Below are 20820 nucleotides of genomic sequence, written 5' to 3'. Positions count from 1 at the left end.
TACATTCCAGAGATGGGTTGCTTAGGACTGGTAACGCTTCTTGGTTTCTTCGTCAGTAGTCAGAGAATCAATAGAGCGATCGGTGATCAACTTAGGATTTGTTGCAGGCGGAGGTGTGATCACAGGCGTGGTGTTTACATCAAGCAGGGGATCTACACCCAGTAGAGGATCTCTGTAGAGATCTCGGTTAACCGATGTGGATGAAGTTGAGCTAGTCGAGGGTTGGCTACCTAAGACGGGCTTAGCTTTATCTGCGATCGCGTCTTTAGCCTTGTCTGCGGTGCCTTTAACAGAATCCTTCACAGAGTCAGCCATGCCACGCACGTTCACGTCGTCAACTTTGCTCTTGACAGAGTCGCTGATCCCACGAACATTCGCTTCATCGACCTTGCTCTTGACAGAGTTGCTAACGCCACGCACGTCAGCTTCTTCGATCTTGTGCTGTACGGAGTCAGTCACGCCACGCACGTTGGCTTCATCGATTTTGCTCTTGACAGAGTTACTGACGCCACGCACGTCGGCTTCTTCGATCTTGTGCTGTACGGAGTCAGTCACGCCACGCACGTTGGCTTCATCAATTTTCTGTTTGACGGAAGCACTCACACCCTGAACGTCAGCTTCCTCAATTTTGTGCTGAACAGAGTCAGTGACACCGCGAACATTCGCTTCGCTGATTTTCTGCTTCACAGAGTCCGTGATGCCATGAACATCAGCTTCCTCAATTTTCTGTTTGGCAGAATTAACAGCACCCTTTAGGTCAGTCTCGTTGACTTTTTCTTTGACGGTTTCAACTACACCTTCTACTTGGTGAGTTACACCATCAACGGCGTCCTTCATGGTGTGGACTGCACTATCGAGCTTTTGGTCAATGCCTTCTGCGGCCTGGTTACCAATTGCTGCACCTGCGATCGCGCCACCTACAGCACCGACGGCTGCACCTAGGCGTCCACCGACCATTTTACCAATTGTGGCTCCAGCAATACCACCACTAGCCGCGCCAATAGCTTCGGCAACGATGTGATTAGTCGCTTGACCTTTATCAGAAGCAGACTCTTGGGGCTGAATCTCAGCGGTCGTCTCTACGATTTCCACGTCGATCGGCGCTAGATTGTCGTCATTACTCATGAATGGTGAGTTGTTGATACTAGTCATAAAAAACTCCCTGGCGATTCTATAAACTTTCCTTATTTCCTCTAAGCTTATCGATTAAAAAAGGAGCTGACCTCTCCAGGAGGGGGAGATCCAGCAGCTCGGATGTCCCCTGATAGAGGTATTCCGCCCTCGAAAAGCAACGGCTTTTGCTCAGGCTTCTACAATATAAAGATAGGTAAACACTCTTGGCTGCTCGCTGCTCCGGTTCCAGAATCTATGGCTTTCTCCTCAATTATTCGTGCCCTTGGGCGATCGCCCCTCACTAACGAGCTATTAGCCAAGCTGAAACAGCAACAACTTCTAAAGCTCAACGGTGTGTCTCGCATCCCCAAGGGCTTAGTAGCGTCGGCTCTGGCTCAAGCTGGCCCCCGCAACTTGTTAGTAGTGACTGCCACCCTAGAAGAAGCAGGCCGCTGGACTGCCCAACTAGAAGCAATGGGCTGGCAAACGGTTCATTTCTATCCCACCTCCGAAGGATCTCCCTACGAACCCTTTGACCTGGAGTCAGAAATGGCTTGGGGCCAGTTGCAAGTCTTAGCGGATTTGGTAGGTAGCCAAGCAGCTACCAGCAATGGGAACGGTCAAGGTGCGGAGACGAGCCGAACCGCGATCATCGCCACAGAGAGAGCTTTACAGCCCCACTTACCCCCTATCGATGCCTTCCGTCCCTATTGCCTGAGATTGCAACGAGGAGCCGAAGTTGATCTCAATGCTTTTAGCAGTGAACTGACCCGTTTAGGCTACGAGCGCGTTTCCCTGGTAGAAACAGAAGGCCAATGGAGCCGCCGAGGAGACATTGTTGATGTGTTTCCCGTCGCTGCTGAACTCCCAATCCGTCTGGAATGGTTTGGCGATGAGCTGGACAAAATGCGAGAGTTTGATCCTGCCACTCAGCGATCGCTCGACTCGATCAATCATCTTGTCCTTACGCCCACCAGTTTTAGCCCGATTGTCAGAGCCGCTTTTACAGACGAGAAGGCCACAGCGCTAAAAACCTATCTCAACCCCGCTGAACAAGAGAAATTTGAGCAAGACCAACCTTTAGCAGGTCTACGCCGATTTCTGGGATTAGCCTTTGATCAGCCAGCTTCTTTGCTTGACTACTTACCCGAAAATACTTTGATCGCCCTAGATGAACCGGAGCAGTGTCAAGCTCATGGCGATCGCTGGTTTGAGCATGTGGAGGAGCAGTGGAGGGATGAAGGAGGTAAGGGAAAGGATGAAGGGGAGAGTTCTCTTCTGCCTAAGATCCATCGCTCCTTTCAAGACTCACTCGCCGAAGTCGAATGTTTCGATCGCCTCTATCTCTCAGAACTGGTAGAAGAAGTTGTAGGTGCTGCTCCGTCTCTCAACCTCGCTAGTCGTCCAGTTAATGCCACTCCGCATCAGTTTGGTAAGTTGGCGGAGACGATTCGAGGAGAGCGCGATCGCGGTTTCTCGGTGTGGTTGGTGTCGGCGCAGCCTTCGCGATCGGTGTCGCTGTTGCAGGAGCACGATTGTCCGGCGCAGTTTGTGCCAAATTCAAGAGATTATCCCGCGATCGAGAAGCTTCAGATTCAGCGGGTGCCTGTAGCAGTCAAGTATTCGGGCCTAGCGGAGATCGAAGGGTTTGTTTTACCGACCTTTCGCTTGGTGGTGGTCACAGACCGAGAGTTTTTTGGTCAACACACCCTGACAACCCCCAGCTATGTGCGGAAGCGACGACGAGCTGCATCTAAGCAAGTTGACCCAAATAAGCTGCAACCAGGAGATTTTGTCGTCCACAAAAGTCATGGGGTTGGCAAGTTTCTCAAATTAGAGAGCTTGACGATCAACCACGAAACCCGTGAGTACCTGGTGTTGCAGTATGCCGATGGTTTGTTGCGGGTGGCCGCAGACCAAGTCGGGTCCTTGTCTCGGTTCCGAGGGGCTGGGGATGCGGTGCCAGAGCTGAACAAGATGTCCAGCAAGGCTTGGGAGAAAACCAAGAGCAAAGTTCGCAAGTCAATCAAGAAGTTGGCGGTGGATCTGCTACAACTGTACGCTCAGCGATCGCAACAGCAAGGCTATACCTACCCCACAGACATGCCTTGGCAGCAGGAAATGGAAGACTCTTTCCCCTACCAACCCACCCCAGACCAACTGAAGGCGACGCAGGATGTCAAACGGGATATGGAAAATTCCCGTCCAATGGATCGCTTGGTTTGTGGAGATGTCGGCTTCGGCAAAACCGAAGTGGCAATCCGGGCCATCTTCAAGGCAGTCACAGCAGGTAAACAAGTCGCGCTACTGGCTCCCACCACGATTCTGACGCAGCAGCACTACCACACGCTGAAGGAACGCTTTGCCCCCTACCCCATCCAAGTGGGTCTACTGAATCGCTTCCGCACTGCTGAGGAACGCCGCCAAATTCAGCAACGCTTAACCACCGGAGAGCTAGATATCGTGGTGGGCACCCATCAACTTTTGGGTAAAGGCGTTGCTTTCCGAGATTTGGGCTTGTTGGTAGTGGATGAAGAACAGCGGTTTGGGGTGAACCAAAAGGAGAAAATCAAGAGCCTCAGAACCCAAGTGGATGTGCTGACACTCAGCGCTACTCCGATTCCCCGGACGCTCTATATGGCGCTGTCTGGAGTGCGAGAAATGAGCCTGATTACCACACCACCGCCTTCTCGTCGTCCGATCAAAACTCACTTGTCTCCTTTTGACTCCGAAACGGTGCGATCGGCGATTCGACAAGAACTCGATCGCGGCGGTCAGATCTTTTATGTGGTGCCCAGGGTGGAGGGGATTGAGGAAACTTCAGCCAAAATCCGGGAGATGGTGCCAGGAGCGAGGCTTGCGATCGCCCACGGCCAAATGCCAGAGGCAGAACTGGAATCCACCATGCTCACCTTCAGCAATGGCGATGCCGATATTCTCCTCTGCACCACGATTATTGAATCGGGTTTGGATATTCCGCGCGTGAACACAATCCTGATTGAGGACGCTCAGCGCTTCGGCTTGTCGCAGCTGTATCAGTTGCGGGGTCGCGTCGGTCGAGCGGGGATTCAAGCCCATGCCTGGTTGCTCTATCCCAAGCAAAGTCAGCTTTCTGATACTGCACGCCAGCGTTTACGAGCGATTCAGGAGTTTACCCAGCTCGGTTCTGGCTATCAACTCGCCATGCGGGATATGGAAATTCGGGGTGTGGGCAACCTGTTGGGGGCAGAACAATCGGGACAAATGGATGCGATCGGGTTCGACCTCTATATGGAGATGCTGGAGGAATCGATTCGGGAGATTCGCGGCCAGGAAATTCCCAAGGTGGACGATACGCAGATCGATCTCAGTGTGACTGCCTTTATTCCGGCTGATTATATTCCCGATCTCGATCAGAAGATGAGTGCCTATCGCGCGATCGCTTCAGCCAGTACCAAGGCGGAGTTGACGCAAACAGCAGCAGAATGGAGCGATCGCTATGGCACGATCCCACCCGCAGCTCTGCAATTAATTCGGATTGTAGAGCTGAAGCAGACTGCTAAGAAGCTAGGTTTCTCTCGCATCAAGCCTGAGGGCAATCAACATGTGGTGCTAGAAACGCCGATGGAGGAGCCTGCCTGGAATTTGCTGAAGGCAAACTTGCCAGATCATCTGCAATCTCGGTTTGTCTATACGCCGGGTAAAGTGACGGTGCGAGGTTTGGGAGTGTTGGGTGTGGAGCAGCAGTTGGCGAATTTGATTGATTGGTTGGGGCGGATGCAGGGGGCTTTACCGGAGCCTGCTTTAGTTTAGTTTTTGGGCTTGGTTGAACCAAGAGATTGAGGGCAAGCGCCCCCCGACCCCCCGCTGAGGGACGGTTGCGTCCCTCAGGCTCCCTCCAAACGAAGTTGAGTGTGGGTGTTTCGGGTCTTTGGTCGTTAATCCTGATTTCTGCTTTCTAACTTCTGGGTTTTGGCTCCCCTCCTTTCAGCCTTTCTTCTTTTGTGTACCCCTCACTCCTCACTCCTCGCTCCTCACTTATCTTTCTCACACCGAGGGTCGTAATAGAGCTGTATGAAGTCAGAAAATTGCTTGTAGCCCATGCGGGTGAAGCTGGTGGCGATCCCGTCTCCTAGGCAGTATTCGTAGTCGTAGATGGTGGTGTTGCCTGTGAATTGGGTTGATAGCTCTTTCCAGGCGGGAGGTTGGTAGCCGAAAACGAATTGAAAAAATTTGGCAGCTTCTGCTTGGTCGTAGGCGAAGTCGTCGGCGTTGGGGTTGGCGGCTACGTTCAGGTTGATGTATTTAGCGCGGTTGTTGACGAAGGTGATTGACCACTCGGTTTGAGGAAATTTGGGAAATAGTTGGCGCAATTGGGTTGCGGAGTAGGTATAAGTCACGCCGTCTGGGGTGGTGAGGCGAGTCTGATAAGGACCAAAGGTGCGCTCGATAGTTTGAGGAGTTTGGTTGAGCACGGGTTGCCCTGCTCTAGCTGGCTCTGCCAGTAGACCTGTAAGAACTAATCCAGCTAAGGCAAGACTACAAAACCGAACGTTCATAATTTAAGGTCAGATTGCTGTTCATAGACTTCAACTGAATGGCTAGTTTTTCAGGGCAATAAAACGAAAGTTTTTCCTATTAAAAAATATGCGTCTGAATTGAAGAGGTTGCTGAGTGCAAAATCTGGTAGTTTTTGCTACAAATTTGTAGATTTCATCAGAGATTTATCAAAAATCACCCGTTTATATTTGCCACTTTACGGAACAATTCGCTAGCATTTGTATCGTTATGTATGGGAATGTTAAGGGCATCTGCTACTAGCAATCGCGCAAAGCATTGCTGAGAGCATCGCCGCCATTCCTAACTCTCTCTTACTTGGAACGCATGTTATGGCGTCAACAAATCAAGTTAGTTTCGACCTGTTCCATGCAGCAGTGGCTCCCGCCAAAAGCCCATCTACGTTTAAGGCTCAGTTTGATGCTCTCAAGCCTTTACGGCAGTGGCTAGATGGCATCGAAATCAAGACTCCTGAGTTAGCTCATTTTCTCGCTAAGACAATTCCTGCTCAATGCCCTTTTGAAAGAGACATTACTCTCTTTGGCCGCAAGGTGGCTCACATCCCGCCACTGTGCAAACTCAATCCTCTATACGAGGAATTGGTGGGCCTCCGATTTCGTGCCCTCTGCTACTTAGTAGACGAGTGTGGTGAGGACATTCAAGCCTATTCTTAGACCCTATTGCTAAATAGGGTTTTGACCAGCTTAATTCTAGGAGTTTTAATTAGTTTTCAACGCATCTGCTTGATGCTGCGCTGTGATTACAGCTTGCGGCGGTACCTGAGTCCCATCCCGCAGCGTCACTCCCACTACAATGGCTCCCGTGCCAATCGTGACGTTGTTACCGACTTGAGAGCGAAACAAGATTGCGTCGTCTGCGATCGCCAGGTTATCGCCAACTTCTAGAGGGCCGTGGAAGACAACGTTGTCGTCTGTATTTAAGTTTCTGCCAATTCGGATACTGGTGCCTTTGAGGGCGTGAAAGGTAACTCGGTCCTCGATCGCGGCATTCTCGCCAATGATGATTGGTGAACCTTCGTCGGCTCGAATCGAGGTACGCTGGCCCACCACACTATTACGACCCAAACGCACGTCACCTACTATCCGCACAAATTGGTCGATTTGGACGTTCTGGCCTAAGGTGGGTCGCACGGGTTTTGGGTTCCAGGAGGTTCGGGGGGCGGGGCTAATACCAGTGACGGCATCGAATCCCTGCGATCGATAGAGTTCACTATAATGCTCCGCAAACTCTTCGTTTACTTCCAAAACTTCTCTTTGAAACTCGGCGTTGTCTGCTGTTTTTAGCGGCAAAGCATCTGCTTGAGCTTGCGTGGTAACGACTGCGCCAATAGGCACCAGACGGTTTTTGCCAATCCGCACGTTAGTTAGCTTAGCCCCATGCAGCACAAAAGCTCCATCTTCTAGGATGGTGTTCTGCAGTCGTGCATTAAAACCGATGAAGGTGAAGTTGCCAATTTTGGAATTTTCAATGCTCGCTTGGTGAGCAATGCTGACTTGGTTTCCAGCGCTACTCGATCTGCGGCCACAGGCACTAGTGGGAGCAGGAGTGCGGCGACGGGCGATGAAGAGGATATTGTCTTGAAGATTCGTTTCATTGCCAATGCAGATGTGCGTGTCAGGATCGGCCCTTAAAACGGTGTTGCCAGCCACAAACACCCGCTTGCCCACAGCAACATTGCCAAATAGCTCCACTAAGGGGCTGATAAAGCTGGAATTGACCACCACTGAGGTGGGACGAAACAAGCTAGTTAAGGAACTTGGCGTTGCAGCCAAGGTAACAGCCGCAACCAACACAATGCCCAAAATAGAGCCAACGCTTAGAAAACTCTGTGGTAGCTTTTTTAAGCGTTGATTGATAGAAACAAATTTCACAGCGCAACCAATAAACGAGATACTAGCTATTTCTAGCTGACAGCTTAACTCTCAGGTTGGTTTCCTGCTGATTTAGTTTGCCGCAGCTAGTAATTGCGACTCAATCTTGGCAGCATCGATCGCACGACCAATAAATACCAGGCGCGTCTCTGGAGTCTCATCGGCTTGCCAGGGGCGATCGTAAAAGCGCTCAAAGCGTTTACCCACACCTTGCAGCACCAACCGCATTGGCTTGTTGGGTACTGCCACAAATCCCTTAATTCGATAAATTTCTTGCTCTTGCACCAGAGCTTCTAGTTGGCGTTGTAGTTGGTCTGGGTCAAAGCTTTGGTGTAGAACAACGTGAGTTGAGCTGATATCGTCATCATGGTCATGCTCTTCCTCGGTGTCGTGGTGACTGGGGCGCTCCTCCAGGTTGTCTTCCACCGCTGCTTGGAAGCCTAGTAACACATCTGGACTGAGTTGCCCGCGATCGCTCGCCACAATCTTCACCGCTCTGGGCAATTCTTGCTGAATCAGTTCTAGGGCTTGAGTTTGGGCCTCAGCATCGACTAAATCCGTTTTGTTCAGCACCACCAGATCAGCACAGGCGAGTTGATCTTCAAACAACTCTTGCAACGGTGTTTCATGATCCAGATTGGGGTCAGCTTGCCGCTGTGCTTCTAGGGCTTGCAAGTCACTCGCCAGCGTTCCCTGAGTCACTGCTTCACAATCCACCACCGTCACCACACCATCCACCGTCGCAGCATTGCGGATTTCGGGCCAGCGAAACGCTTGAATCAGTGGCTTAGGCAGCGCTAAACCAGAGGTTTCAATCAAAATACAATCCAGCTCATCTCGCCGTTTGATTAGCTCCAGCATCGTCGGCAAAAACTCTTCCTGCACCGTGCAGCAGAGACAGCCATTCGTCAGCTCCACAATATTAAGGGCGTTGACCGCACTCACTGGCTGTTCCTCACCCGACTCATCTGGACACACTTGGCAAGAGCGTAGCAAATCGCCATCAATGCCCAACTCGCCAAACTCATTTACCAACACCGCAATTCGCCGACCTTGGTTGTTTTGCAACACATGGCGAATCAGGGTCGTTTTACCACTGCCAAGGAAGCCAGTAATGACAGTAACAGGAATTTTTGCAGCCATGCCTAAACTCAAAAAGGGCTTGAAAACGGTTCAAAGAGACTCGAAAAAGGGAGGCTCGAAAAGGGCGATCGCTGATCCAAATACCGCTTGCTCAGGTTATCACTGCAGGCAGGATGCCTTCAAGCTAATAATCCTGCAAGCTCAGTGACTGCTTTACAACCACCAAGCCTCCAGGATTACAAGTTCGCTCACCAGGGAGACTAAATTTTAGATAGAGGATCGTTCCCTAAACTTAGCTAACTTTCTAGCTTAGCCAGCTTATTCAGCAGTAGCCATTTCGGTGCTGCCACGACCGCGACGACGAGTCAGCGTGTTGAACAGCATCACACCGATCGCCTTGATCAGATTACCTTCTAGCTCATTGAACAACTTCATGTTCATGCCGAAAGCTGCATTGGCTTCCTCAACAATTCGATCCGCAGTCGCCTCATCCACAGGCAACTCATTCATCGCTTGACGGTAGGTGTTTTTGAACGCCTTCTCGTCCGCAATATCTTCGAATTCGTAGAACGCAGTACCATTGCTCTCAAGATTCATGGCACGTTGAGCAATGCCCTTGAGGATCTGACCACCCGAGAGGTCGCCAAGGTAACGGGTGTAAGAATGCGCCGCTAGCAACTCAGGCTCAGTAGCCGCAATCTCATGAATTCGCTGCACATAGGCTTGAGCCGCAGCCGAAGGAGCCACTTCCTCGCGCCAGTTAGGACCGTAGTAGTAGTAAAGATCCGTCTCCAGACTGACCTTACGGTTCAGTTGAGGAAAGTAAAATTTCGAAACAATAGGGTGGTGCTGGAGCCGATCCATCTCTTCTTCGATCGCAGAATAAACGAAGTAGAGGTTAGCGACTAGCTTCCGGTAAGAGTTTTTCTCAACCACTCCCTTCAAAAAGCACTTCACAAAGCCGACATTCTCGGCCATAGTATGGGCTTTTTTAGTACCCTCACGGAGTTTTGTTGCTAAATTACCGTTGCCCTCTAAATTGGTAGCGACAGTACTGGTCATACTAAATGTCCTGCTAAACTTCCCAACACTAAAGTTGCTTGCTGGAATGGCAATCCTTACGAAAAACTAAAAAGCCACCTAAATCGTTACAGTAAAACGATTTGATGAGAATTTGTGTTAAATATTCTGAAGCTCTATTGAGCCAGAACCAACAAAAGCCACAGCAAGCCAACATTCACCCGAATTCAACCCATTACATCACAGGTTTTACTTACATTTATTAATAAATGTAAGCAGCCTGAACCATTGCTACATATCCTTTCAGGCAGAACGGCAGGGAAGTAGAAGGGATGAAATAGGAAGGATGAAGGATGAAAAGGGAAGAGATAGAAGCCAAAAATTAGCAGCCAGAATCCATAGACCCGAAACACTTATATTCAAGTTCGTTTTGAGGGGGTCTGGGGGACGCAACCATCCCTCAGCGGGGGTCTGGGGGCAGGTGCCCCCAAGCTTCTTGGTTCTGTTCTAACCAAACAACAAAGCCACAGGAAAATGCCGTAAAGCCTCCCCAACCAGTATCCTTCCCTCAGCTTGCAGCGATTGTGCCGTAATCGCATTGTGCCAAGAAGTAGGAGCACCTTGAGGCAGCTCAATGGCCGTATCCTCCCATACTTGTTGAGTTAGAGGATACTCCCCAGGTTGAATCACATTCGTGAGGAACCGAGGCGCGATCGCGATCGCCGTTTCATTTCCCTGCCTTCTCGCAAAAGCAATGATATGGTCTTGCAACTTACCAGTCACTTGAAGTGGCAAATAGTCGCCATCCTGAAATAGGTTACTATGTTTAGCTCTAGCTTGCAGCCCTTGGAAAGTCAAAAACAGCTTAATTCTGCCATCTTCCTTCGTCTCTAGCAGTTCAGTAATCAGCTCTGGAATATTGTTCGCGATCTTCTGTTTCAGGTCATCTAAACAAGCCTGACGCTGCTCAAAATCTACAGGCCGACGGTTATCAGGGTCCACCAAACTCAATTCCCAAAACTCAGTGCCTTGGTATATGTCAGGGATACCAGGAGAAGCCAACTTCAGTAGCGTTTGTGATAGAGAGTTAAACATGCCATAGTAGGCCACTCGCTCTTGGAAAGGACGCAACTCCTTCAGGAACGGGTTATCTCCACCAGGTTGCAAGACTGATTCCACAAACTGAGCAAAGGCATTCTCGTAGGCTGCATCCGGTCTGAGCCAAGCCGTATGTACCTTCGCCTCCCGTACGCCCTTAATCACATAATCCTTAACTCGCCCGACGAACTGCTCAAATTCACCATCCTGAAAAGGAAACGCCCCAACCACAGTTTGGTAAAAGAAGTATTCATCATTCTCATCAGGCATGATTTCACGCTGCCGACGCACCTTCTGAGAGCGATTAATTTGGCTCCAAGTGCTGACTTGCTGCTCCCACTCATCTGGGATTTCGGAAAGAACATTGAGCCGAGCCCGGACATCTTCCCCACGCTTAGTGTCATGAGTCGCAGTGGCGCTCATAGCGTAAGGCCAATCGGTCTGCCGTTTGTGATTGAACTCATGGAAAGCGTCAAGAGATAACCCAAAGTGGCTAGGGTCACCGCCGACTTCATTGAGGGATAGCAAGCGGTTGTAAACATAGAGGGTAGTGTCCTCGACCCCCTTAGCCATCAGAGGTCCGGTGTACTGCTGCAATCGCATGACGAAGTAGAGCCAGTATTCTCTCTCGGCTTGAGTGAGAGAGTCGTCATATTCTAGAAGCAGCAGTTTCTCAATGAAGTTCAGCTCATTCTGGAGCAGGGGGACCCGTTCTTTAGCGCGATCAATTACCTCTGTGATGTAGCCGCGATCGCGCTCAGGTAAGCCTTCCTGCGTGATGTAGGTGCGGTAAATCGGGAAGATGGTCAACACTTCCGCCAGCGCCCGCTTCAAACCATTGATCGTAAAATCGTTGCCGTAGCGATACTTACTAGATATGTTTTTGAGCAAATAAGTTAGGTTCTCAATATCCCCAGCTAAATTCTTCTCCAGAATTAGCCGTTTATTTTGATTTACCAACTCACCATAGCTCACTCTAGTACGAGTTAGTTTCGTATAGATCTCATCAAATCGCTGCTCATTATCAACGCGACAGAAAATGCCATTAACATAGTTCAAGTAGTCATAACCAGAAGTACCCTCAATCGGCCAATTGCTGGGTAAATCTTCTCCTGCTTCCAGGATTTTTTCCACAGTGATATAAGTATCACCTGTTTTTTCGCGCAGACGCTCTAAATACTGGATTGGGTTATAGAGACCATCAATATGGTCAATTCTTAATCCAGTAAATTTACCCGATTCTACTAACTTAAAAATAAGGTTATGAGTATTGTTAAAAACCTTCAGTTCTTCGACTTTAACGGAAATTAATTCATTGACGGTAAAGAAGCGACGGTAATTAATTTCTTCCGCCCCTACTTTCCAGAAAGAAAGCCGAAAGAACTGGTCAGACAGCAAACTATCTAGTAGGTTAAAGCTCTCTGAATTGCCTGCTTCTCCATTAAAGGTCTGAATATTTTGTTCAATAAAAGCTTTGACTTCTTCATTACTGGTGTATAACTCCCAAAGTAATCCTTTGACAAAAGCAATTTGGTCTTGTCGCTGCTTTCCAGTCACTTCTGAAGGAACGCTCTTGACTAAGTAAAGAATGCCAAGCAATTTAACGAAATCAGGATTATGCCTACCTAAAGTTCTAGCTAACTGCCCTAAATTTTGAGTCAGGAATTGTGCATAAGACTCTAATTTAAGTGGTAGTTTCAGGCTGTAATAATTAACACTCAGTCCTGTTTCATCATAGTCAAGCTGAATCTGTCCATTTTCTAAACAGCGCCCATAAAAATCGCCTAGCAAAGGTGCAAGAATCCGATCTTCACTATTAGCAAAGGGAGCATTCCAAGCGATATCAAAATACTCGACATAGTCAGAACTAGGACCATTTTCCAGCACGTCCATCAGGTACTGGTTTTCGCTGTCATAGGCCATGTGGTTGGGCACAATGTCTTGCAACCAACCCATCTGATGAGATTGCAATTCCTGCACCAGAGATTCAAAAGCATCAGGGGGTCCTAACTCTGGATTCAGTTGGCTGGGATCAACCACATCATAGCCGTGAGTACTACCAGCCCTCGCCTTGAAAATAGGAGAAGCATACAGGTCAGAAATACCCAAGTGAGCGAGGTAGGAAGCAATCTTTTGAGCATCCTCAAAACCGAAGGCGGAGTTGAACTGGATGCGATATGTAGCACGAGGAATCCTCATAGGAAAGTTTTGGCTCCTGAGTCAGGGGGAATGAGGGAGAAGTGAAGGAGGAGGGATGAAGGATAACAATGCAAAAGCAGGAGAGGCAGTTACATCAAGCGATCGCTTGGTAAACCACACAATTCCACGGTTGCAATGTCACGGATTGCTGAGATGCTAAAGCGTCGGAGGCAGAGGCAGCAGAGCCTTGCCATTTTGAATCGGCTGAGTCGAGGATCTTGCGCCACTCAGCAGTTGGGATCTCTGGTTGGCAAGTAATAGGCTGGTCGCTGAAGTTCATTAAGATCGCAATTTGCTCAGTTTCGCTCCAGCGTCGTAGCACGACCAAGGTTTCAGTACTGGTAGCACTGAGGCGATCGCGGCTGAGCTGAGTCAGGGCAGGAACGGTTTTCCGCAGTTGGATCAAATGTTTGTACCAATCCAACATGGTTTTGTTTTTGCCTTCGTGGCGCTTTTCCCAGTTCAGCTTGCACTTGTTAAAAGTTTCCGGAGCTTCTGGGTCGTCGGGTTCGCCTTCGCAGTGGAAAGCGGCAAATTCCTGCTTACGGCCTTCCCGTACCGCTTTGATCAAATCAGGATCGGAGTGGCTGACGAAGTAAACAAAAGGCGCTGGTTCGTCATATTCCTCGCCCATAAACAGCAACGGAATGTAAGGAGATAGTAGAACCGCAGCTGCCGTCAGTTTAGCCGCTTCGTAGGGGATCATATGGGAGAGCCGCTCACCCAACATGCGGTTGCCAATCTGGTCGTGGTTTTGGCTGCAAATTACGAACTGGGAGCAGGGGCGATCGGTGACGACATTGCCATGAAAGCGGTGGCGATGGGGTGAGTACTTCCAGTCGTAGACAAAGGTATCACTATAAGCTTTGGCTAGTTGTTCACATTCACCGTAGTCTTGGTAGTAGCCTTGGCGATCGCTGCTCACTAGGGCATGGAGAGCATGGTGAAAGTCATCACTCCACTGAGCATCCAATCCATATCCTCCCTGCTCCACCGAACGAATCACACGGGGATCGTTAAGGTCACTTTCAGCAATCAGATATAGCTCGCGACCCACTTGCCTGGATAGAGTTGCTACATTCTCGCCTAGTTCTTGGAGAAAATGCTTGGCACCAAGGTCGTAGATGGCATGGACAGCATCCAGGCGCAAGGCATCAATGTGATAATCTCGCAGCCAATACAAGGTGTTTTCAATGAAATAATTGCGAACTCCAGGGCTATAGGCGTCATCGAAATTAATGGCGCTGCCCCAGGGGGTCCGGTAGGTGTTCGTAAAGTAAGGACCAAAGTGGCTGAGATAGTTCCCTTCTGGGCCAAAGTGGTTGTAAACCACGTCCAGCACGACAGCTATTCCTTGCTGATGGCAAGCATCGACTAATTTTTTTAAGCCTTCTGGTCCACCGTAAGAGTCTTGGACGGCAAAAGGATAAACTCCGTCATAACCCCAGTTGCGATCGCCTGGGAACTGCGCCACTGGCATGATTTCGATCGCGTTGATCCCCAGATCTTTTAAGTCAGGCAATCGGGAGATGGCAGCTTCAAACGTACCTTCCTGGGTAAAGGTGCCGACATGCAATTCGTAGAGGATCATTGCCTCTAGAGGAACACCGCTCCAGTTGCGATCGCTCCAATTAAACTGGGGCTCAACAACTTGCGAAGGACCATGTACACCTTGTGGCTGTAGATTTGAAGCAGGATCAGGGCGAGTTTCGCCGTCATTTAATTGGTACTGGTAAAGAGTGCCTGGCTGCACGTCAGAGACTACTACCCGCCAATACCCACTCTCCTGTTGCTCCATCGCAATTTGCTGTTGATTAGGAGCCAGTAGTTGCAAGGAGACGGTAGCGGCAGTAGGTGCCCACAAGATAAATTCACATTGACCATTCCCTAGATATTGCGCCCCAAGTCTCACGCTCAATGTCCTCCCTGAAAACGTTAAAAACTAGCGCACAGCTCTAAGCAGCGGTGCGATCGCAGATGAATAAAAACATGAATAAAGCTGGCTCAACTAGGAATTGTGCTGGGAGGGAAACTATTGAGGCTAGTGCCGAAAGAGAGATCTTCTAGTTGTGATGGTTGCCACTTTGGAAGCGAGAACCAAAAGCTTGGAGGCACCTGCAAAAACCCCTACTGAAGCACGTTTGCATCCCCTAGACTCCTGCAAAAGGTTTTTAGGAGACAATTGAAGCCAGCGATCGCACCACATTTGCTCATATCCGCTCATATTCACATGGAAAATTTGATCTCTCGTATGCAGGCAGTCCAGTCTCCCATCATTCCAATTGTGGGGGAACTGATTCGTCAATATCCTGGCACGATTTCCTTGGGGCAAGGAGTGGTTTACTATGGGCCTCCACCGGAAGCGATCGCGCAGATACCTCAGTTTCTAGCTGACCCAACGAATCATTTATATAAAGCAAATGAGGGAATCCCACCGTTACTAGAGGCGATCGCGGCTAAGCTTCATCGCTTCAATCGCATTGAGATCAACGAGCAAAACGCTGTAGTGGTGACAGCGGGTAGCAATATGGCATTTATGCACGCCCTTCTGGCCATTACTTCCGTAGGCGATGAAGTCATTCTGCAAATGCCCTACTACTTCAACCACGACATGGCGATTACGATCGCTGGGTGCCGCCCTGTCTTTGTGCCCACCGATGAGAATTACCAGTTGCGTCCAGAAGCGATTGCTCAAGCGATTACAGAACGCACTCGTGCAGTCGTCACCATTTCTCCTAACAATCCCACAGGTGTCGTGTACCCCAAAGCGGCTTTACAAGCAGTGAATCAGCTCTGTCGCGATCGCGGTATTTATCACATCAGCGACGAAGCTTACGAATACTTCACCTACAACGGTGTGCCGCACATCTCTCCAGGTTCCTTTGCAGGCAGCGATCCCCACACCATTTCTCTCTTCAGCCTCTCTAAGGCTTATGGCTTTGCCAGTTGGCGCATCGGCTACATGGTGATCCCAGCATCACTTTCCGTAGCTGTAAAAAAGGTGCAGGACACCATCCTGATTTGTCCCCCCGTCATCTCCCAGTACGCTGCTGTCGGAGCCTTACAGACAGGAATTGCCTACTGCCGAGAGCATTTGCACGCGATCGCCGAAGTCCGCCACCTAGTTCTCAGCGAACTCCAGCATTTGGATCACCTGTGTACCGTTGCACCGACAGAAGGAGCCTTCTACTGCTTCCTCAAAGTTCATACAGACCTACCAGCAATGCAATTAATCGAACGCCTCATTCGCGAACATCGAGTAGCCGTCCTACCAGGAGACACCTTCGGCATGACAGAAGGATGTTACCTCCGCATAGGTTATGGAGCCTTGCAAAAAGAGACAGCCACCGCAGGGATCGAGCGGCTAGTAAAAGGTTTGCAAAGCATTTTGTCCTAAGCTGCCTCTATAGCTACCTCTATAAATGTCTCAACACCTAGAGCAAAACTGAGCAACCCAAGGTTACCGCTGGAGGAGGTCTGGAGGACGCAAATCCTTCAGCGGGGGTTTGGGGGTGAGTGCCCCCAAGAGTCTTCCACAAAACAGTTAAACCCAACCAGAAAAATGCCAATCGTCCACAAACTAATCGAAATAAAAACCAGCCAAGGCATCAATATCCACAACATTACCCCACAAATAGAAACAGTACTTGCTACAAGTTCCATTCAAAACGGGCAGGTACTCGTGTTCTCCCGCCACACCACCACCGCTTTAGCCATCAACGAACACGAAGAACGACTCCTGCAAGACATCAAAAAATATCTTGAAAAACTAGCACCCGAAAGCGATCGCTACTTACATAATGATCTGCACCTCAGACCCAACATTCCCGAAGACGAACCCATGAACGCTCACTCCCACCTCATGGCAATAACCCTAAGCACGAGTGAAGTAATTCCAGTGATCAACGGCGAACTAGCTTTAGGAACTTACCAATCAATACTATTGTTCGAGTTAGACGGTCCTCGCGATCGCACAGTCTTATGCCAGATCTCGGGCGAAGCCTAAATATTCTTCAATCCACTCTATGTATGGGTAGAGCTTAAAAAATTTAAGACTATTACTCAAGCATGAAGGGGTTTCCCTCTTCCGGTAGTGCCTCCAACCCTGAGTAACTCGCTAATCTATATACATTAAAGAACGCGCATCGCGAAATTTAGAACACTTTGTGCGGTTGTTGAATATTTAGTTTATTGATTTTGAGGAAATAACAATGAATATTTTGGCTTGGATCGTATTAGGTTTGATTGCAGGTGCTATCGCAAAAGCTATTTACCCTGGTCGTCAAGGTGGCGGTATTCTTGGCACCATGCTGTTAGGAATTATCGGTGCTTTTCTGGGTGGAACCCTCTACAGCTTCTTGACCACAGGCACGTTAGCCTTGGGTGCGGCTGGCCTAAGCATTGGTGGTATCCTCGTTTCCGTCTTGGGTGCAATCGTCGCTCTGTTCATCTACTACGCTGTTACCAGCCGTCGTAGTGTTCACTAAGCTGTAAAGCTAAAGCTTCAAACGAAATAATTTCTTTCAACCCTTCCTAAGCAAAAAGCCTCTGTTAAACCCAGAGGCTTTTTGTTGTCTAGAGGCTTATAAGAAATGTAGCTTCTATCGACTTAAAGCACGGTAGAAGCTACAAGAGAATGAACATTAATAGCTTGGAACCTTTAGGTTCTCTTACAAGTTAGACCATTTGAGTCAGACTGTTCGTCTGTCGTTGGTTAAGTCAATCCCTCTAACTAATGATTAGGGGTAAGCCAATGAGTTGCCTCTCCGCCTCTGCCAAAAGATAACCAATACTTACCTAAATATCTAAGTCGATCAGGTTGAGCTTTGGCCCATAGGTCTCGATAAATTCCCGACGAGGTGCCACGCGATCGCCCATCAGAACCGTAAAGATCCGGTCAGCTTCAGCCGCATCTTCGATCTCCACGCGCTTCAAGGTACGGCTTTCTGGGTTCATGGTGGTTTCCCAAAGCTGGGTCGGCATCATTTCGCCCAAACCCTTAAACCGCTGGATCGTGTAGTTAGCATTCGCGGGAAACTCATGCTGTACTAGGTTAGTCATCTCGCGATCGCTATAGCAGTAGTAGTGGCTGCGGCCCCGTTCCACTTTGTAGAGGGGAGGGCAAGCAATATAGATGAACCCTTGCTCCACGAGCGATCGCTGATAGCGGTAGAAGAAGGTGAGTAACAGCGTCCGGATGTGTGCACCATCTACGTCCGCGTCCGTCATAATCACGATGCGGTGGTAGCGCAGTTGAGAGGAATCAAATTCTTCGCCCTTAATTCCCAGACCCAGCGCCGTAATTAATGCCTGAATCTCAGTGTTCTTGTAGATCTTGGCATCATCGGTTTTCTCAATGTTGAGGATCTTGCCTCGCAACGGCAGAATCGCTTGGAAACGGCGATCGCGTCCCTGCTTGGCAGAACCACCCGCAGAGTCCCCTTCCACAATAAAGATTTCAGATTCGCTAGGGTCACGAGAACTGCAATCCGCTAGCTTACCGGGAAGCGTTGAGGACTCTAGCACCGACTTCCGCCGCACGAGTTCCCTAGCCCGACGAGCCGCTTCCGCAGCGTTGAACGCCTGAATTGCCTTCTCTAAAATGCTGTCCGTAACCCCCGGACGAAACTCTAAATACTCAGTCAGGACTTCTCCGACCAGAGAGTCCACAATTCCTCGGACTTCTGTGTTGCCCAGCTTAGTCTTGGTTTGGCCCTCAAACTCTGGGTCTGGCACCTTAACAGAGATTACAGCCGTCAAACCTTCCCGGATGTTCTCACCTGCCAAGTTGGGGTCATTATCCTTCAGCTTGTTACGCTTACGCGCCAAGTTGTTTAGCGTGCGAGTCAGCACCGCCTTGAGACCTTCGAGGTGAGTTCCCCCGTCGATGGTGCGAATATTGTTCGCAAAGCCTAGCAAACTGTCGGTATAAGCATCGGTACACCATTGCAGAGAAACCTCTACCTGCACATTGTTGCGCTCGCCTTGCACATAGATAATCTCTTCATGCAGCGGTTGCTTGTCCCGGTTCATGTAGCTGATGTATTCCCGGATGCCGCCTTCATAGAAGTAGGTTTCCGATCGAGGTTCATTGCCTTTAACCAGTTCCAGGCGATAGTCCGTGAACGTAATTTCTACACCTGCATTCAGGTAGGCCAGTTCCCGAAGCCGACCGGAGAGCGTCATGTAGTCAAACTCAATGCCAGTCGTGAAGATGGTCTCATCTGGCCTAAAGCTAACCATTGTTCCGGTACGAGCTTCAGACGTAGGCTTGACAGTCAATTCTGTCATTGCCACGCCACGTTCAAAGCGCTGGGTGTGAACCTTTTTGTCTCGCCGAACTACCACCTCTACCCACTCTGACAGAGCATTCACAACTGAAATGCCCACCCCATGTAAGCCGCCAGAGACCTTATAGCCACCACCACCAAACTTACCGCCTGCGTGCAGTACGGTCATGACCGTCTCTAATGCCGACTTACCCGTGCGGGGGTGAACGTCGGTCGGAATGCCTCGGCCATCGTCTTCTACAGTGACTGAGCCGTCAGCATTAATATCAATCCGGATGTGCTTACAGTAACCTGCCAGCGCTTCATCAACAGAATTATCAACGACCTCGTAAACTAAATGATGGAGTCCTCGCGGTCCCGTACTGCCGATATACATACCCGGTCGTTTACGGACTGGCTCAAGACCCTCAAGGACTTGAATCTGATCGGCACCGTAATTGCTTGTCATGAATGAAGCGCTCCAATAATTAGGTCTGAAGCTCGATCAAGCCTCAAGACACCAAAATCTATCAAAATTATAGCACAAAAGGGTTATAAGCGATTTTAGAGGCGTTTCCAGCGAGCTTTATGGTAGGGATGGATCAAAAGGCGATACAGGTACCTAGTTTAGTTGTGATTTGTGGCCCTACTGCCTCAGGTAAATCGGGGCTGGCGATCGCCCTAGCCCAACGCCTAGAATCCGCAGCCATCCTCAGTGCTGACTCCCGCCAAGTCTACCGGGAATTCGACATTGGCACCGCCAAACCCACCATAGCTGAGCAACAACAAATTCCCCACTATTTAATAGACGTTTGTGCCCCAACTGAAACCTTAACCCTGGCAGACTACCAGGAACAGGCCCAGGGCTTGATTGCTCAGTTTCACAGATCTCTTCCTATCCCTTTTCTTGTCGGTGGCACCGGACTCTACATTCGCTCGGTGGTGCAAGGGTTAATTATTCCTCGCGTACCGCCGCAACCAGAATTGCGATTGCAGCTTCAAGCGTTGGGTCAGCGCCAGATCTACAGCTTCTTACAGCAAGTTGATCCTGCTTCAGCAGCCCGAATTCACGCCAATGACCAAGTGCGGACTTTGCGAGCGCTAGAAGTGTTGTACACCACAGGCCAACCCATATCCGCCCAACAGGGTGAAAATCCGCCCAGTTATCCGATCTTGCAGATTGGGCTAGATGCCGAGGGCGATCGCCTAACTCGTCGGATTGAGCAACGCACTGAGCAAATGCTCGCCGCTGGCTTTGTTGAGGAGGTGGCAACCTTGTGCAATAAATACGGCCCTGACCTACCTTTGCTCAATACTCTGGGCTACCAAGAGATCAAGCAGTATTTGGCAGGAGAAATCTCACTTTCAGCAGCGCGAGATTTAACGGTGTTGCATACTCGACAGTTTGCCAAGCGCCAACGCACCTGGTTTCATGCTGATCCCACCATTACCTGGTTCGATTCTGATGCCCCTGATTTGGTAGAACAGATTTGGCAGCGAGTGCAGCAATTCTGGGAGAGCTCGGAAACCGCGATCGCTGCTCCATAGCCTTCTCAGCCCAGCCAAAACTATCAACTCTACAGTTCAATTGTACTAAATATTCTCAACTT

Annotated in this window: 14 protein-coding genes; 6 read left to right on the top strand and 8 right to left on the bottom strand. The window is 49.6% G+C overall.

What is annotated here, in order from left to right; translation table 11 throughout:
- Window positions 1–21: 21 nt before the first annotated feature.
- Entirely contained in the window at window positions 22–1152 is a 1131-nt protein-coding gene (locus H6F90_RS15940) for a glycine zipper domain-containing protein (RefSeq protein ID WP_242024498.1), read from the bottom strand.
- A 216-nt stretch (window positions 1153–1368) separates the two neighbouring features.
- On the opposite strand from H6F90_RS15940, the gene mfd reads away from it, so the two are divergent.
- A complete protein-coding gene (mfd, locus tag H6F90_RS15935) occupies window positions 1369–4905 on the top strand; it encodes a transcription-repair coupling factor (RefSeq protein WP_190553375.1) in 3537 nt (1178 codons plus the stop codon).
- Between the two features lie 221 nt (window positions 4906–5126).
- Here mfd and H6F90_RS15930 read toward each other — a convergent pair whose 3' ends face one another.
- On the bottom strand, window positions 5127–5651 hold the full coding sequence (locus tag H6F90_RS15930; protein WP_190553374.1) for a hypothetical protein: 525 nt from the start codon (window positions 5649–5651) through the stop codon (window positions 5127–5129).
- Window positions 5652–5981: 330 nt separating this feature from the next.
- Here H6F90_RS15930 and H6F90_RS15925 point away from each other — a divergent pair, with 330 nt between their 5' ends.
- Entirely contained in the window at window positions 5982–6323 is a 342-nt protein-coding gene (locus tag H6F90_RS15925; protein WP_190553373.1) for a Mo-dependent nitrogenase C-terminal domain-containing protein, read from the top strand.
- A gap of 45 nt (window positions 6324–6368) precedes the next feature.
- Here the strand turns inward: H6F90_RS15925 and H6F90_RS15920 are convergent, their stop codons facing one another.
- From H6F90_RS15920 to treZ, 5 genes are all read right to left on the bottom strand, one after another.
- Window positions 6369–7541 carry a hypothetical protein gene (locus H6F90_RS15920; protein ID WP_370588027.1) on the bottom strand — a complete coding sequence of 391 codons (1173 nt, stop codon included), beginning with the start codon at window positions 7539–7541 and terminating at the stop codon, window positions 6369–6371.
- A gap of 72 nt (window positions 7542–7613) precedes the next feature.
- Window positions 7614–8684, bottom strand: coding sequence for a cobalamin biosynthesis protein CobW (cobW, locus tag H6F90_RS15915; protein WP_190440948.1), 1071 nt, complete (start codon window positions 8682–8684; stop codon window positions 7614–7616).
- Window positions 8685–8942: 258 nt separating this feature from the next.
- Window positions 8943–9686 carry a heme oxygenase (biliverdin-producing) gene (locus tag H6F90_RS15910; protein WP_190553372.1) on the bottom strand — a complete coding sequence of 248 codons (744 nt, stop codon included), beginning with the start codon at window positions 9684–9686 and terminating at the stop codon, window positions 8943–8945.
- A 465-nt stretch (window positions 9687–10151) separates the two neighbouring features.
- Window positions 10152–12941: a malto-oligosyltrehalose synthase gene (treY, locus tag H6F90_RS15905; RefSeq protein ID WP_190553371.1), complete on the bottom strand. Its 2790-nt coding sequence runs from the start codon at window positions 12939–12941 to the stop codon at window positions 10152–10154.
- Between the two features lie 94 nt (window positions 12942–13035).
- On the bottom strand, window positions 13036–14853 hold the full coding sequence (gene treZ / locus H6F90_RS15900; RefSeq protein WP_190553370.1) for a malto-oligosyltrehalose trehalohydrolase: 1818 nt from the start codon (window positions 14851–14853) through the stop codon (window positions 13036–13038).
- A 318-nt stretch (window positions 14854–15171) separates the two neighbouring features.
- Here treZ and H6F90_RS15895 point away from each other — a divergent pair, with 318 nt between their 5' ends.
- The 3 genes from H6F90_RS15895 (at window position 15172) to H6F90_RS15885 (ending at window position 17428) form a co-directional block, all read left to right on the top strand.
- Complete coding sequence (locus H6F90_RS15895) at window positions 15172–16338, top strand: pyridoxal phosphate-dependent aminotransferase (RefSeq protein ID WP_190553369.1); 1167 nt, start codon at window positions 15172–15174, stop codon at window positions 16336–16338.
- 165 nt (window positions 16339–16503) lie between these two features.
- Window positions 16504–16947, top strand: coding sequence for a secondary thiamine-phosphate synthase enzyme YjbQ (locus H6F90_RS15890; protein ID WP_190553368.1), 444 nt, complete (start codon window positions 16504–16506; stop codon window positions 16945–16947).
- Between the two features lie 205 nt (window positions 16948–17152).
- Window positions 17153–17428, top strand: a complete 276-nt coding sequence (locus tag H6F90_RS15885; RefSeq protein ID WP_190440964.1) for a GlsB/YeaQ/YmgE family stress response membrane protein — start codon at window positions 17153–17155, stop codon at window positions 17426–17428.
- 310 nt (window positions 17429–17738) lie between these two features.
- Here the strand turns inward: H6F90_RS15885 and gyrB are convergent, their stop codons facing one another.
- Window positions 17739–19679, bottom strand: a complete 1941-nt coding sequence (gene gyrB, locus H6F90_RS15880; protein ID WP_190553367.1) for a DNA topoisomerase (ATP-hydrolyzing) subunit B — start codon at window positions 19677–19679, stop codon at window positions 17739–17741.
- 119 nt (window positions 19680–19798) lie between these two features.
- Between gyrB and miaA the strand changes: the two genes are divergently transcribed.
- Window positions 19799–20758, top strand: coding sequence for a tRNA (adenosine(37)-N6)-dimethylallyltransferase MiaA (gene miaA / locus H6F90_RS15875; protein WP_370588026.1), 960 nt, complete (start codon window positions 19799–19801; stop codon window positions 20756–20758).
- Window positions 20759–20820 lie beyond the last annotated feature (62 nt).

Origin of the sequence: Trichocoleus sp. FACHB-591, assembly GCF_014695845.1 — a bacterium.
Lineage (GTDB): Bacteria > Cyanobacteriota > Cyanobacteriia > FACHB-46 > FACHB-46 > Trichocoleus.
The sequence above is the reverse complement of the archived record's forward strand: the minus strand, read 5'-3'. Positions and strand labels throughout refer to the sequence as shown.